We start from the raw sequence: 13,251 nt of genomic DNA on the forward strand, positions 1-13,251 counted from the left end.
GTTGTTGACCACCCGGCGCGCCCGGCCCCACCTCCGAGGCGACTCGTCCGCTCCTGCATGGCCCTGCAGGCTCGGGCGAGTCGCCTCTTCTGCTTACAGGACGAACAGATCGACGAAGCGATGCACCGGAGTGGCTTCCAGTCCCGCCTGGTCCTTGCACAGCTCGAAGATCTGGGCGCAGCGACCGGCCGGGAAGCGCGTCGCCAGGTTGCTCTGGAATTTACGCTCCAGCAGCGGAATGCCCTCCTCGCGGCGACGGCGATGACCAACGGGATATTCCACGGCGATCTTCTCGGTGCTGCTGCCGTCGGTGAAGAACACCTGCAGGGCGTTGGCGATGGAACGCTTGTCGGCTTCCAGGTACTCGCGGCTGTAGCGCTCGTCCTCGACGACCTCCATCTTCTCGCGCAGCTGGTCGATACGCGGATGGGCCTGGTGGAAGGCATCCTCGTAATGCTCGGCGACCAGGTCGCCGAACAGCAGCGGTACGGCGATCATGTACTGCAGGCAGTGGTCGCGGTCGGCGGCGTTGGCCATGGGGCCCTGCTTGGAGATGATGCGGATGGCCGATTCATGGGTGGTCACCACGATCTTCTCGATCTGGTCGACGCGATCGCGCACCTGGGGATGCAGGATCACCGCGGCTTCGGCGGCGGTCTGGGCATGGAATTCCGCCGGGAAGCTGATCTTGAACAGCACGTGCTCCATCACGTAGCTGCCGAAGGCCTGGGGAAAGCTGAATTGGCGCTGGTCGGCCGGCTTGGTGGCCAGGTCCTTGTTGGTGTGGCTGAAGAGCACGTCGTAGAAGCCCCACTGGGGTGCGCTGAGCACGCCGGGAATGCCCATCTCGCCGCGCAGGGCGATGTCGGCCAGGCGCACGCCGCGGCTGGAGGCGTCACCGGCGGCCCAGGACTTGCGGCTGCCGGCATTGGGCGCATGGCGATAGGTGCGCAGCGCCTGGCCGTCGACGAAGGCGTGGGAGAGCGCCGCCAGCAGTTGCTCGCGATTGGCGCCCATCAGCTTGGCGCTGACCGCGGTGGAGGCCAGCTTGACCAGGAAGACGTGGTCGAGACCGACGCGGTTGAAGGAGTTTTCCAGGGCGAACACCCCCTGGATCTCGTGGGCCATGACCATGGCTTCCAGCACCTGGCGCATGGTCAGGGGCGCTTCGCCTTGGGCCACGCGGCGCTGGGAAAGGTGGTCGGCCACCGCCAGGATGGCACCGAGGTTGTCGGAAGGATGGCCCCACTCGGCGGCCAGCCAGGTGTCGTTGTAATCCAGCCAGCGAATGATGCAGCCGATGTCCCAGGCCGCCTTGACCGGGTCCAGGCGATAGCTGGTGCCCGGCACCCGCGCCCCCTGGGGCACCACGGTGCCCTCCACCTGGGGGCCGAGCAGCTTGGTGCACTCGGGGAAGCGCAAGGACAGCAGGCCGCAGCCGAGGGTGTCCATCAGGCAGTTGCGGGCGGTGTCCAGGGCCTCGCGGGAGGTGACCTGGTAGGTCAGCACGTAATCGGCCAGGTCCTGGATGACCTGGTCGTAATCGGGTCGGTTGTTGAAATCGACGTTGGCGCTCATGGGTTTGGGTTCCTTATCGCGGCCTTAGGCCGCTCCTACAGGTTTGGCCATGGCTCGCTCCCGCAGGAGCGGCCCATGGCCGCGATCAGAGATATTCAGCGATTGGCGATGGGCGTGAAGGCCCGCTGCTCGACGCCGATGTAATCCGCGCTGGGGCGGATGATGCGGTTGTCGGCGCGCTGCTCGAAGACGTGGGCGCACCAGCCGGCCGTGCGCGAGCAGACGAAGATCGGCGTGAACAGCGGCGTCGGGATACCGAGGAAGTGATAGGCCGAGGCATGGTAGAAGTCGGCGTTGGGAAACAGCCCCTTCTCTTCCTTCATGGTGCGGTCGATGGCTTCCGAGACCGGGAACAGCACGCTGTCGCCCACCTCCGCCGCCAGTTGCCGGGCGTAGTCCTTGATCACCTCGTTGCGCGGATCGCTGTCGCGGTAGATGGCGTGGCCGAAGCCCATCACCTTTTCCTTGCGTTCGAGCATCTGCTTGAGGCCGGTGACCGCTTCCTCGGGCGAGGCGAAGCGCTCGATCAGCGCCATGGCCGCCTCGTTGGCGCCGCCATGCAGTGGGCCGCGCAGGGAGCCGATGGCGCCGGTGACGCAGGAATAGAGGTCGGACAGCGTCGAGGCGCAGACCCGGGCGGTAAAGGTGGAGGCGTTGAATTCGTGCTCGGCATAGAGGATCAGCGAGACGTTCATCACCCGGGCATGCAGGTCGCTGGGCGCCTTGCCGTGCAGCAGGGTGAGGAAGTGGCTGGCGATATCCGGGGCGTCACTGCTGCAGTCGATACGGGTGCCGCGCTGGCTGAAGTGATGCCAGTAGAGCAGGATCGCCGGAAAGGCGCCGAGCAGGCGATCGGCCACCTGCTGCTGGTCGGCGAAGCTGAGCTCCGGCTCCAGGGTGCCGAGCAAGGAGGCGCCGGTGCGCATCACGTCCATGGGGTGGGCACTGGCGGGAATGCGCTCCAGGCCTTCCTTGAGCGGCTGCGGCAGGTCACGCAGCGCCGCCAGGCGCTGGCGATAGGCGTCCAGTTGCGCCTGGGTGGGCAGCTCGCCATAGAGCAACAGGTGGGCGACTTCCTCGAAGTCGGCTCCTGCCGCCAGTTCACGGATGTCATAGCCCCGGTAGGTGAGGCCGGCGCCGGTCTTGCCGACGGTGCAAAGCGCGGTGCGGCCGGCGACCTGGCCACGCAGGCCGGCGCCGCCGAGGGTTTTGCTGTCTGCCATCGTCTCGCTCCTCTTGGAGTTGTTGTGCGAAAAAGCGGGCGTTCAGGGTGGAGCGTCAGTTCTTCTGTTGCTGGAACAGCCTGTCCAATTGGTCCTCGTACCTGTGATAGTCGATGCGGTCATAGAGCTCGGCGCGGGTCTGCATGGTGTCGACCACCGCCTGCTGGCTGCCGTCGCGGCGGATCGCCGTATAGACGTTTTCGGCGGCGCGATTGGCCGCGCGGAAGGCCGACAGCGGATAGAGCACCAGGCCGACATCGGCCCCGGCCAGTTGCTCGGTGGTGAACAGCGGCGTGGCGCCGAATTCGGTGATGTTGGCCAGGATCGGCACGCCGACCGCCTGGGCGAACTGGCGGTACATGGGCAGCTCGGTGATGGCCTCGGGAAAGATCATGTCGGCGCCGGCCTCGACACAGGCGCAGGCGCGGTCGATGGCGGCCTGCAGGCCCTCCACCGCCAGGGCGTCGGTGCGCGCCATGATGACGAAGTCGGGATCGGTGCGGGCATCCACCGCCGCCTTGATGCGATCGACCATCTCCTGCTGGCTGACGATTTCCTTGCCCGGTCGATGGCCGCAGCGCTTGGCGCCCACCTGATCCTCGATGTGCATGGCCGCCGCGCCGGCCTTGATCAGGGCGCGGGTGGTACGGGCCACGTTGAAGGCCGAGGCACCGAAGCCGGTATCAACATCCACCAGCAATGGCAGGTCGCAGACATCGGTGATGCGGCGGACGTCGATCAGCACGTCTTCCAGACCGCTGATGCCCAGGTCCGGCAGCCCCAGGGAGCCGGCCGCGACGCCGCCGCCGGACAGGTAGACGGCCTGGAAGCCGGCGCGCCTGGCCAGCAGCGCATGATTGGCATTGAGGGTGCCGACCACCTGCAGCGGGCGTTCGGCGGCGACGGCGGCGCGGAATTTCTGGCCGGGACTGACGGCAGGCATGGCGTTACCTCGACTGATCTTGGACTAGGGGATGGTGCTGCAGATTGCGCTTGGAGGCGGCGATGTGGCGGCGCATCAGCAGCTCGGCCAGTTCGCCGTCGCCCTCGGCCAGGGCATCGAGAATGCGATGGTGCTCGGCGAAGGCCTGGCGCGGACGATTGGGGGTGGCGGAGACCTTGAGCCGGTACATGCGCACCAGGTGATAGAGCTCGCCGCAGAGCAGCCGCACCAGCATGCCGTTGCCGCTGGCCTGGATGATGCGGTAGTGGAAGTCGTGGTCGCCTTCCTGCAGGTAGTAGCCAGTGCCGGCCTGGAACGCCGGATCGCGCTCGTGGGTATCCAGCAGCTGGCGCAATTCGTCGATGCCCTGGGGCGTGAGGCGTTCGGCCGCCAGGCGGCAGGCCATGCCTTCGAGGGATTCGCGGATTTCGTAGAGTTCGACCAGTTCGGCCAGGCTCAGGGCGGCGACCCGGGCGCCGGCATGGGGCACCCGCACCACCAGGCGCTGGCCTTCCAGGCGGTGGATGGCTTCGCGCAGCGGGCCGCGGCTGATGCCATAGGTGCGGGCCAGCTCCGGCTCGGAAATCTTGCTGCCCGGCGCCACGTCGCCACGGACGATGGCCTCGCGGATCCGCCGGAACACCTGCTCGGAGAGGGTCCCGCTGTCGGTCTCGGGCGTTTCGGCCGGGAGAGGGCTATCGATCATTGTCGACACCTTTTGTGTTTATGGGCTGAATAACTACGCCTGAACGCCTTATCAGTCAACAGGTGTCGACAATCCAGCTGTGACAGCCTGTATCTCGCTCCGCCAGTGGCGGTTCGCTACACTAGCGCGCCGCCCCTCCCAGCTGATTTCGCCATGCCCCTCTGCCACCTGCATCCCCTGCCCTACCACGCCGATCCCACGGTGCGTTTCGCCCTGCTGCAGGGCGAACCCGGCGCGGTGCTGCTGGACTCCGGGCGGCCAGTGGCCGAACGGGGTCGCTACGACCTGATGGCGGCCTGGCCGCTGCAGGTGCTGCAGCCCGCTGCCGGTGAAACGGGCCAGGCCTTCTTCACGCGGACGCGCGCGGCCCTGGCCAGCCTGGGTCGCGCCGACCTGCCGGAGGGTGCGGACCTGCCCTTCGCCGGTGGCCTGCTGGGCTATCTCGGCTACGACTTCGGCCGGCGCCTGGAGCGCCTGCCCGCGGGCGCCCGCGCCGACCTGGCATTGCCCGATGCGCGCCTGGGCCTCCATGCCTGGGCGCTGGTCAGCGATCACCAGGCCCGCACCAGCCAACTGGTCTGCCATCCGGCGCTGGACGCCGGGGAACGCCAGCGACTGATCGCCCTGTTCGACACCGGGGCGGCGCCCAGGGCCGAGGGCTTCCGGCTGACCGCCTCCTTCGCCGCCGACATCGACGAGTTCACCTATCGCCAGCGCATCGAGGCCATCCAGGCCTATATCGCCGCCGGCGACTGCTACCAGGTCAACTTCGCCCAGCGCTTTCGCGCGCCCTTCCAGGGTTCGCCCTGGACCGCCTACCAGGCCCTGCGCGCGGCCTGCCCGACGCCCTTCTCCGGCTATCTGGCGCTGGCGCGCGGCGCCCTGCTCAGCCATTCGCCGGAGCGCTTCCTGCGGGTGAGCCGTGGTCAGGTGGAAACCCGCCCGATCAAGGGTACCCGCCCGCGCCGCGCCGACCCGGCCGCCGATGCCGGCGAAGCCCGCGCGCTGCTGGCCAGCGCCAAGGATCGCGCCGAGAACCTGATGATCGTCGACCTGCTGCGCAACGACCTGGGGCGCAGTTGCCGCATCGGCTCGGTGCGGGTGCCCGAGTTGTTCGCCCTGGAGAGCTATCCCAACGTCCATCACCTGGTCAGCGCCGTCACCGGCGAACTGGCCGCGGGCCTGGACGCCCTCTACCTCCTGGCCGGCAGCTTTCCCGGTGGCTCCATCACCGGTGCGCCGAAGATCCGCGCCATGCAGATCATCGACGAGCTGGAAGAAACCCGCCGCGGCCCCTACTGCGGCTCGCTGCTCTATCTGGACGTGCGCGGCGAGAGCGACAGCTCCATCCTGATCCGCAGCCTGTTGGCGGAAGACGGCATGCTCAGTTGCTGGGGCGGCGGCGGCATCGTCATGGATTCCCACTGGGCCGACGAATACGCCGAATCCCTGGCCAAGGTGCGGGTGCTGCTGGAGACGCTGGAGACCCACAGCTGATCGGGCTTTGCTACCATGGCGGCATCCCTTCCCCGGCTGGAGCCCGCCATGTCTCTCGATCTCGCCCGCATCAACGCCGACCTCGGCCGCGATCCCGAAAAGCTCGTCGCCTGGGCCCTGGGCCTGGGTAAGAGCGCCATCGTCACCACCAACTTCCGCCCCTTCGAGGCGGTGATCCTGCACCTGGTCAGCCAGGTCAAGCCGGACATCCCGGTGGTCTGGATGGACAGCGGCTACAACACCCCCGCCACCTACCGCTGCGCCGACGAGATCGTGCGCAAGCTCGGTCTCAACCTGGTGACCTACCTGCCCAGGCGCTCCCGCGCCCATCGCGAGGCCATCGACGGCCCGGTGCCGGGGCTGGACGATCCGCGCCACGCCGCCTTCACCGAAGAGGTCAAGCTGGAACCCTTCGCCCGCGCCCTGCGCGAGACGGCGCCCGAGGTCTGGTTCACCGCCCTGCGCGCCACCGACACCGCGGTGCGCGCCCAGATGGATCCGGTCAGCGTCAATCCGGACGGCCTGATCAAGGTCGCGCCGCTGCTGCACTGGACCTCCAAGGACCTCTACCAGTACCTCACCGCCCACGACCTGCCCAACGAATTCGACTACTTCGACCCCACCAAGGGTGACGAAAACCGCGAGTGCGGCCTGCACCTCGCCCACTGAGTCGATACCTCCCGGGCGCTCGGTTCCGGGCGCGCGCTCTGCTGCTGCTGAAACATCGCCCATGAACGCTTCCCGCCCTATCCACTCCCGCAAGGGCGTCTTTGCCGTGGTGCTCGGCAACGCCGTGGAGTTCTTCGACTTCGGCGTCTACGCCACCTTCGCCGTGCTGATCGGCCAGGTGTTCTTTCCTTCGCAGAATGCCTTCGCCAGCCTGATGGCCAGCGTCATCACCTTTGGCGTCGGCTTCGTCGTCCGGCCGCTGGGCGCCATTCTCATCGGCGCCTGGGCCGATCGCGTCGGGCGCAAGCCGGCGATGGTGCTGACCATGGTGCTGATGGCCCTGGGCACCGGTGGCATCGCCGTGCTGCCAGGCTACGAGCAGATCGGCATTGCCGCGCCCATCCTGCTGGTGCTCACCCGGCTGTTGCAGGGCCTGGCCTGGGGTGGCGAGGCCGGCCCGGCCACCACCTACATCCTGGAGGCGGCGCCACTGCACAAGAGGGGCACCTACGCCTGCTGGCAGGTGGTGGCCCAGGGACTGGCCGCGGTGGCAGCCGGTCTGATCGGCTACGGCCTGACCCTCTGGCTGACGCCGGAGCAGCTGCTCGCCTGGGGCTGGCGCCTGCCCTTCCTGCTGGGCCTGGCGATCCTGCCCATCGGCCTCTATATCCGTCGCGGCCTGGTGGATACCCACGTCGGCGAAACCCGGGGCACCGGCGCGGTGCTGGGCGAGGTGCTGGCCACCCAGCGGCGGCCACTGCTGCTGGGGCTGCTGATCCTCTCCGGCAGCACCATCACCCAGTATTTCCTCAACTACATGACCACCTTCGCCCTGGTGGAGCTGAAGCTGCCGGCGGGGATCGCCATGCTCGCCACCCTGGTGATGGGCGCGGCCATGGCGGTCTGCTCGATCCTGGGCGGGGTGCTCAGCGATCGCTATGGCCGGCGCATCGTGCTGATCCTGCCGCGGCTGCTGTTGCTGGTGCTGCTCTATCCGGCGCTGGAGCTCATCACCCAGGCACCCGGGCCGGCCACCTTCCTGCTGACCCTGGCGGTGCTCTCCGGCTTGCACGGCATGAGCGGCGCGGCGCTGATCGTGCTGTTGGTGGAAAGCTTTCCGCAGCGGGTGCGGGCCACCGGCTTCTCGCTGGTCTATGCGCTGGGGGTGGCGGCCTTCGGCGGCACCGCCCAGATCGTGGTGACCTGGCTGATTGGCGCCACCGGCGATCGCATGGCGCCGGCCGCCTATCTGCTGGCGGCCAATCTGGTGTGTCTCGGCGCCGCCTGGTTCGCCGCCGAGACCTGTCCGGGGCGTCAGCCGGCGGAACGCTCCGCGGCATAACCCTCTTCCCGCCGATTCTTGCGCTCCAGGCGGCTGTAGACGATACCGGTGAGCAAGAGGCCGAACAGCAGCACCGCGGCCAGCAGATAGAGCCCCGAGGAGAGGGTACCGGTGGCCGCCTTGAGCGCACCGATGCCATAGGGACCGAGATAACCGCCGAGGTTGCCCACCGAGTTGATCAGGGCGATACCGGCGGCGGCACTGGCCCCGGCGAAGAAGCGCCCCGGCAGCGTCCAGAACAGCGCGGTGAGGGAAAACAGGCAGAAGGCCACCACCGACAGCGCCGCCAGTTGCAGCACGGCGGTGCCGAACCAGGCACTGCCGGCCATGGCCAGGGCGCCCACCCCATAGAGCACGGCCAGGTGCCCGTAGCGATCGCCCAGGCGATCGGAACTGCGCGGCACGATGAGCAGGCCGAGAATGCCGAAGGCGTAGGGAATGGCGGAAATGAAGCCCGTGGTGAGATCGCTGCCGCCGAACTGGTGGATCAGCGTCGGCAGCCACAGCCCCAGGCCATAGATGCTCAGGGTCACCGGCAGATAGTAGAGCGCCAAGAGCAGCACCCGGCGATCCTTGAGCGCATGCAGGGGATTGCCATGGCGGGTCTGGTCGAAGAGGTGCAGGTCCTTTTCCAGCTCCGTTGCCAGCCAGCGCTTTTCATCGGCGTCCAGCCAGGCGACCTGTTGCGGACCATCCGGCAACCGGGTCAGGGTCGGCCAGGCCAGCAGCACCGCCGGCGCGCCGATGCAGAGGAACAGCCACTGCCAGCCGTGCAGACCGAGTGCGCCATCCAGTTGCAGGAGCATGCCCGACAGCGGTCCCGTCACCAGCATGGCGATGGGCTGGGAGAGGATGAACAGCCCCATGATCTTGCCGCGATGGCGTACCGGGAACCACTGGGTGAGGTAGTAGAGCACGCCGGGAAAGAAGCCGGCCTCGGCCGCACCCAGCAGGAAGCGCATGACATAGAAGCTGTTCGGTCCCTGGACGAAGGCCATGCCCATGGTGATGGCACCCCAGGTCACCAGGATGCGGGCGAACCAGCGGCGCGCACCGAAGCGCTCCAGCAGCAGGTTGCTGGGCACCTCGCAGAGGAAATAGCCGATGAAGAATAGCCCGGCACCAAGGCCATAGGCGGCATCGCCGATGCCGATGTCGGCGCCCATGTGCAGCTTGGCAAAGCCCACGGCAGAGCGGTCGATGTAGGCGACCAGATAGAGCAATACGAGAAAGGGGACCAGCTTGAGCGTGATCCGACGGATGAGGGCGGATTCAGGGTGCATGGCGTTCTCCGACTTGTTGTTGTTGTGCGGTTGAAGCGCAGATCGCCCTAAAGTTTAACGTACTATCATTGAGTCGTTAAATACCCATACAAGGCCATTAATCGGTTCTTAAGGCAATTTTGGTAATACTAAAATATTGTTACGAAGTAGGAAATCTTACCTCTTGATTTCCGCTGATCCGCGTTATAGAGCCGCTTGGCCCGCGATAACATTGGTTATCGCGCTGATGGTGTTATAGTGATGGCACGACGACTTCGGATGCCTTTCGATGAATTACAAGACACCGCTGCCGCGCAAAAGCAGACACGCTCGCATCGTTCATGAACTCGGCACCCAGATCGTGTCCGGGCACTTTCTGCCAGAACAGCGCCTGCCCCCCGAGGCGCAGCTGTGCGAAGAATATGAAGTGAGCCGCCCCGTCCTGCGTGAGGCCACCCGGGTGCTCGTGGCCAAGGGGCTGGTCAGGTCCAAGCCCAAGGTCGGAACCGTAGTCAAACCACGCAACGAGTGGCATCTGCTCGATCCGGACGTGCTCCATTGGCTGCTGGAGAGCGATTCGCGGCACAGCTTCTACGAGACCCTGGTCAAGGTGCGCAACATCATCGAGCCGGAGGTCGCCGCCATGGCGGCTGCCAACGCCCAGCCCGAAGACGTCAAGGCCATCGAGGACGCCTACCAGCGGATGGAGCAGGCGGCGGACATCGCCAACATGGCCGAGCCGGACATGGCCTTTCACCTGTCCATCGCCACTGCCACCCACAACGAATTGCTGACTCACCTCTACAGCATCATGCTGCTGCCGGTGCGGGACTATCTGGAACGCTCCTCGGCGCTGTTCGCCTCCGGAGACAGCCTCAACCTGCTGGTCTCCCGGCACAAGGCGATCCTCACCGCGATCCAGCACCGCGACCCGCTGACCGCTCGCCACGCCGCCATCGCCCAGCTGGCCGGTGTCGATGACATGGTCGCCGAAGCCTTCCGGCCACAGCCCTTGTCTGAAGGTGAAATTTCGTATGATCATTGAGGCCAAGAACCCACTTGCGGTATGCCCTCATGTCCAGCAGCTACCATGCCTCTACCGTAGAACAACTCGGCCAGCGACTCGCGGCCGGGCAATTTCCACCTGGTAGCGCCCTCAAGGTAGAGGCGGATCTCTGCCAGGAGCTGGGCGTCAGCCGCACCATCCTGCGCGAGGCGATCAAGACCCTGGCGGCCAAGGGCATGCTGGAAGTCGGCCCCAAGGTCGGTACCCGGGTCCTGCCGCTCAGTCGCTGGAATCTGTTCGACACCCAGGTGGTCGGCTGGCTGGCCACCGGCGGTCTGCCCGCCCATTTCGTCAAGGACCTGCTGGATCTGCGCCACGCCATCGAGCCGGCAGCAGTACGCTGGGCCTGTGAAAGGGCCACCCCCGAGCAGGTCCAGGCGATCCAGGTCGCCTACCAGCACCTGGAAGCGTCGCTCGATGGCGGCGACTACAACACCGCCGACCAGCGCTTCCACGAATGCGTCCTGGCGGCCAGCCACAATCAGTTCATCGAGCAGATGGTGCCCGCCCTGGGCGCGCTGCTGGCAGCCTCCTTCACCCTGTCGTCGGCCGATCCCGACGAATTGCGGCGTACCCTCCCCCTGCACAAGACCCTGGCCGACGGGATCGCCTCGCGCGATGCGGCGCGCGCCGTCTGGGCCTGCATGATGCTGATCGACAGCGCGGCGGTGACCCTGGCGCGGTATACCGACTGACGTCGTGCCTGGCGCAACCTGCGCAGCCTTTCGGGTTCCCATGCCTAAGCTTTTCGTCCTGCCACAACAAGAGAGGTGAACGATGGATTGGCAGCCGCTGCTTCCCCAGCGCTTCAAACTGGCCGAGGGTCCCTTCTGGGACCAGGAGACCCAGGCGCTCTACTGGGTAGACATCGCCGGCTTCAAGGCCTGCCGCCTGCGCGGCGAGCAGTATCAGGAATGGCAGCTGGATCGCCCCTGCTCCGCCTTTGTGCCCACGGTCCGCGGCGATGCCCTGGTGACCCTGCCGAATGGCGTCTTCCGCCTGGATCTCGACTCCCCGCCAGAGCGTCCCGCGCTGGAGCTCTTCTGCGTTGCCGATCCCGATCCGGGCAATCGCGGCAACGAGGCCCGCTGTGACGCCCAGGGGCGTCTCTGGCTGGGCACCATGCAGAACAACCTCGATGCCCAGGGCGGCGACGTGGCCATCGACCGGCACTCGGGCGGCCTGTTCCGCATCGATCCCGACGGCAGCGTCAGCCGGCACGCCAGCGACCTCGGCATCGCCAACACCCTGGTGTGGAGCGCGGCGGACAACCACGTCATCAGTGCCGACACCCTCAAGGACACCCTCTATCGCTATCCGCTGGATGCCAGCGGCAACCTGGGTGTACCCACCGTCTGGGCCGGTCCCCACGAGCGCGGCTCGCCGGACGGCTCGGCCATCGACAGCGAAGGCTGCGTGTGGAACGCGCGCTGGGATGGCAACTGCCTGCTGCGCTTTTCGCCGGAAGGCGAGCTGCTGGAAATCGTCGAACTGCCCGTCCAGCGCCCCACCAGCTGCGTCTTCGGTGGACCGGACCTGCGCACCCTCTACGTCACCAGCGCCGCCGCGAATGGCACCCTCGACGGCGCCCTGCTCAGGGCGACCGCGCCGGTCGCCGGCATGCCCTGCCACAGGTTCGCCGGCTGATTCATCCTACCGACCCAGGCGCCCTTCCAAGGCGCCTTTCTGCTTCGGGCCTTATGTAACAGCTTGGTGACAGAGGTGATGAAAAATCTCGTCACCTTTTTCTTGCGCCCGCACCCATCCAATCATAATATCAATGCAGAGCGGCGTCGTCTGACCTCCACGACGGCAGCCCGCCGCCTCGCATTGCCTGGCCACACCAATAAAAACAAGGAGTTCCAGCTATGTTCCGTGTTCCGGGAGTTCGTTCTCTGCTGCGTGCCGCCCTCGCCGCCGGCGCTGTCAGCCTGTCTCTCTCTGCTTTCGCTGCCGATCCGGTCAAGATCGGTTTCCTGGTCAAGCAACCCGAGGAACCCTGGTTCCAGACCGAGTGGGCCTTCGCCGAGAAGGCTGCCAAGGACAAGGGCTTCACCCTGCTCAAGATCGCCGTGCCGGATGGCGAGAAGACCCTCGCCGCCATCGACAGCCTGGCCGCCAACGGCGCCAAGGGCTTCGTGATCTGCCCGCCCGACGTCGCCCTCGGCCCGGCCATCGTGGCCAAGGCCAAGCTCAACGACCTCAAGGTCATGGCCGTGGACGACCGCTTCGTCGACGCCAAGGGCAAATTCATGGAAGACGTGCCCTACCTGGGCATGGCCGCCTTCGAGGTCGGTCAGCAGCAGGGCGCCGCCATGGCCGCCGAAGCCGAGAAGCGTGGCTGGAAGTGGGATGATACCTATGCGGTGATCAACACCTACAACGAGCTGGATACCGGCAAGAAGCGCACCGACGGTTCGGTGGAAGCCCTGAAGAAGGCCGGCCTGCCCGCCGACCACATCATCTTCGCGCCGCAGAAGACCCTGGACGTGCCCGGCAGCATGGACTCCACCACCTCCGCGCTGGTCAAGCTGCCGTCGGGCGCCAAGCACCTGATCATCGGCGGCATGAACGACAACACCGTGCTGGGCGGCGTCCGCGCTACCGAAAGCGCCGGCTTCAAGGCCGAGCAGGTGATCGGCATCGGCATCAACGGCACCGATGCCATCGGCGAACTGAAGAAAGCCAACAGCGGCTTCTTCGGCTCCATGCTGCCCAGCCCCCACGAAGAGGGCTACCAGACCGCCAGCATGATGTACGAGTGGGTGACTACCGGTAAGGAACCGCCCAAGTACACCGCGATGGACAAGGTCACCCTCATCACCCGCGCCAATTTCCAGCAAGAGCTGGAAAAGATCGGCCTCTGGAAGTGATGACCCCGGCGGCGCCCGTGCTGGCGCCGCCCGCCGCGTTCGGCTGGCAGGAGTGCGTCATGGCAGCCCGGGGACAAACCCGGTCGCGTATA

At 66.6% G+C, this 13,251-nt stretch carries 12 protein-coding genes; 7 read left to right on the top strand and 5 right to left on the bottom strand.

Annotated elements, in window-relative coordinates:
- Positions 1 to 93: 93 nt before the first annotated feature.
- The 4 genes from prpD to QMX82_RS24145 form a co-directional block, all read right to left on the bottom strand.
- Entirely contained in the window at positions 94 to 1,578 is a 1,485-nt protein-coding gene (gene prpD / locus QMX82_RS24130) for a 2-methylcitrate dehydratase (protein ID WP_282288308.1), read from the bottom strand.
- 95 nt (positions 1,579 to 1,673) lie between these two features.
- Positions 1,674 to 2,801, bottom strand: a complete 1,128-nt coding sequence (prpC, locus tag QMX82_RS24135) for a bifunctional 2-methylcitrate synthase/citrate synthase (protein ID WP_282288310.1) — start codon at positions 2,799 to 2,801, stop codon at positions 1,674 to 1,676.
- 55 nt (positions 2,802 to 2,856) lie between these two features.
- Entirely contained in the window at positions 2,857 to 3,744 is an 888-nt protein-coding gene (gene prpB, locus QMX82_RS24140; RefSeq protein ID WP_282288312.1) for a methylisocitrate lyase, read from the bottom strand.
- A 4-nt stretch (positions 3,745 to 3,748) separates the two neighbouring features.
- On the bottom strand, positions 3,749 to 4,450 hold the full coding sequence (locus tag QMX82_RS24145) for a GntR family transcriptional regulator (RefSeq protein ID WP_282288313.1): 702 nt from the start codon (positions 4,448 to 4,450) through the stop codon (positions 3,749 to 3,751).
- Between the two features lie 153 nt (positions 4,451 to 4,603).
- Between QMX82_RS24145 and pabB the strand changes: the two genes are divergently transcribed.
- The 3 genes from pabB (at position 4,604) to QMX82_RS24160 (ending at position 7,958) form a co-directional block, all read left to right on the top strand.
- Positions 4,604 to 5,947: an aminodeoxychorismate synthase component I gene (gene pabB, locus QMX82_RS24150; protein ID WP_282288315.1), complete on the top strand. Its 1,344-nt coding sequence runs from the start codon at positions 4,604 to 4,606 to the stop codon at positions 5,945 to 5,947.
- 48 nt (positions 5,948 to 5,995) lie between these two features.
- On the top strand, positions 5,996 to 6,616 hold the full coding sequence (locus tag QMX82_RS24155) for a phosphoadenosine phosphosulfate reductase domain-containing protein (protein WP_133862732.1): 621 nt from the start codon (positions 5,996 to 5,998) through the stop codon (positions 6,614 to 6,616).
- Between the two features lie 61 nt (positions 6,617 to 6,677).
- Entirely contained in the window at positions 6,678 to 7,958 is a 1,281-nt protein-coding gene (locus QMX82_RS24160) for an MFS transporter (RefSeq protein WP_282288321.1), read from the top strand.
- On the opposite strand, the gene QMX82_RS24165 is transcribed toward QMX82_RS24160, so the two are convergent.
- Positions 7,931 to 9,241, bottom strand: a complete 1,311-nt coding sequence (locus QMX82_RS24165; RefSeq protein WP_282288323.1) for an MFS transporter — start codon at positions 9,239 to 9,241, stop codon at positions 7,931 to 7,933. The two genes, QMX82_RS24160 and QMX82_RS24165, sit on opposite strands and share 28 nt — an antisense overlap.
- 268 nt (positions 9,242 to 9,509) lie before the next feature.
- On the opposite strand from QMX82_RS24165, the gene QMX82_RS24170 reads away from it, so the two are divergent.
- The 4 genes from QMX82_RS24170 (at position 9,510) to QMX82_RS24185 (ending at position 13,159) form a co-directional block, all read left to right on the top strand.
- A complete protein-coding gene (locus tag QMX82_RS24170) occupies positions 9,510 to 10,265 on the top strand; it encodes a FadR/GntR family transcriptional regulator (protein WP_158892701.1) in 756 nt (251 codons plus the stop codon).
- Between the two features lie 29 nt (positions 10,266 to 10,294).
- Positions 10,295 to 10,981, top strand: a complete 687-nt coding sequence (locus QMX82_RS24175; RefSeq protein WP_133862728.1) for a FadR/GntR family transcriptional regulator — start codon at positions 10,295 to 10,297, stop codon at positions 10,979 to 10,981.
- Positions 10,982 to 11,063: 82 nt separating this feature from the next.
- Complete coding sequence (locus QMX82_RS24180) at positions 11,064 to 11,933, top strand: SMP-30/gluconolactonase/LRE family protein (protein ID WP_282288326.1); 870 nt, start codon at positions 11,064 to 11,066, stop codon at positions 11,931 to 11,933.
- A 221-nt stretch (positions 11,934 to 12,154) separates the two neighbouring features.
- Positions 12,155 to 13,159, top strand: coding sequence for a substrate-binding domain-containing protein (locus QMX82_RS24185; RefSeq protein ID WP_208692148.1), 1,005 nt, complete (start codon positions 12,155 to 12,157; stop codon positions 13,157 to 13,159).
- Positions 13,160 to 13,251 lie beyond the last annotated feature (92 nt).

Source organism: Pseudomonas sp. PS02302 (assembly GCF_029959585.1).
In the GTDB taxonomy this organism is placed as follows: domain Bacteria; phylum Pseudomonadota; class Gammaproteobacteria; order Pseudomonadales; family Pseudomonadaceae; genus Chryseomonas; species Chryseomonas aestiva.